Consider the following 984-nt stretch of genomic DNA (forward strand, 5'->3'; position numbering starts at 1 on the left):
GCCAACGAAGCTGGCATCGAAGGTCTTGATGATTTGCTGACTGGCCCGACCGCAATTGCGTTCATCAAGGGCGAGGCAGTAGATGCTGCGAAGGTCATCACCAAGTTTGCTGATGACAACAAGGCACTCGTCATCAAGGGTGGCTACATGGACGGCGACGCATTGTCTGCGGAGCAGGTTCAGGCCATCGCCAAGCTGGACAACCGCGAGACCACCCTCGCAAAGCTGGCTGGCGCTATGAAGGGTTCTATGGCGAAGGCAGCCGCTGTCTTCAACGCTCCTGCAACCAAGGCGGTTCGCACCGTTGTTGCTCTGCAGGACAAGAAGGAAGCAGAAGCTTAAGTCGTCACAACAGACGCACACATAAAACACCGTGCCTGTTACCCCATCACTGGGGAACAAGCACACAACACAGAAAGGACTTGCCATCATGGCTAAGCTCACCAAGGACGAGCTCATTGAAGCTTTCAAGGAAATGACCCTCATCGAACTGTCTGAGTTCGTTAAGGAATTCGAGGACGTCTTCGACGTTGAGGCTGCTGCACCGGTTGCCGCTGCTGCACCGGGCGCTCCGGCTGAGGGCGGCGCTTCCGCTGCTGAGGAGCAGACCGAGTTCGACGTCGTTCTGACCGACGCTGGCGCTAAGAAGATCGGCGTTATTAAGGCTGTCCGCGAGCTCGTCTCCGGCCTGGGCCTGAAGGAAGCTAAGGAAATGGTTGAGGGTGCACCTAAGGCCATCATCGAAGGCGCTTCCAAGGACGACGCTGAGGCTGCTAAGACCAAGCTGGAAGAGGCTGGCGCTTCCGTCGAGCTCAAGTAATTTAACTGAGCTTCACGCTTTCGAAGCCCCCACTCTTACCGCGCTATACGCGGTGGGAGATGGGGGTTTCTCCCGTTTTGCGGGTTCCGGCGGATTCTAGTGGTCGTGGAAACACGATTTTAGATTTCGGTGGCATAGCTTAGCAGTTCGGCCATTTTTTCGGC

Annotated in this window: 2 protein-coding genes; both read left to right on the forward strand. The window is 56.3% G+C overall.

All coding sequences use genetic code 11. From position 1 onward, the window contains the following. Positions 1-342, forward strand: a 342-nt coding sequence (rplJ, locus tag ABRP88_RS11340) for a 50S ribosomal protein L10 (RefSeq protein ID WP_349837257.1), incomplete at its 5' end; no start/stop codon positions are given. 88 nt (positions 343-430) lie between these two features. Continuing rightward, positions 431-820, forward strand: coding sequence for a 50S ribosomal protein L7/L12 (gene rplL, locus ABRP88_RS11345; RefSeq protein ID WP_005276856.1), 390 nt, complete (start codon positions 431-433; stop codon positions 818-820). Positions 821-984: the final 164 nt, after the last annotated feature.

Origin of the sequence: Corynebacterium sp. KPL2734, from assembly GCF_040225595.1 — a bacterium.
Taxonomy (GTDB): domain Bacteria; phylum Actinomycetota; class Actinomycetes; order Mycobacteriales; family Mycobacteriaceae; genus Corynebacterium; species Corynebacterium rhinophilum.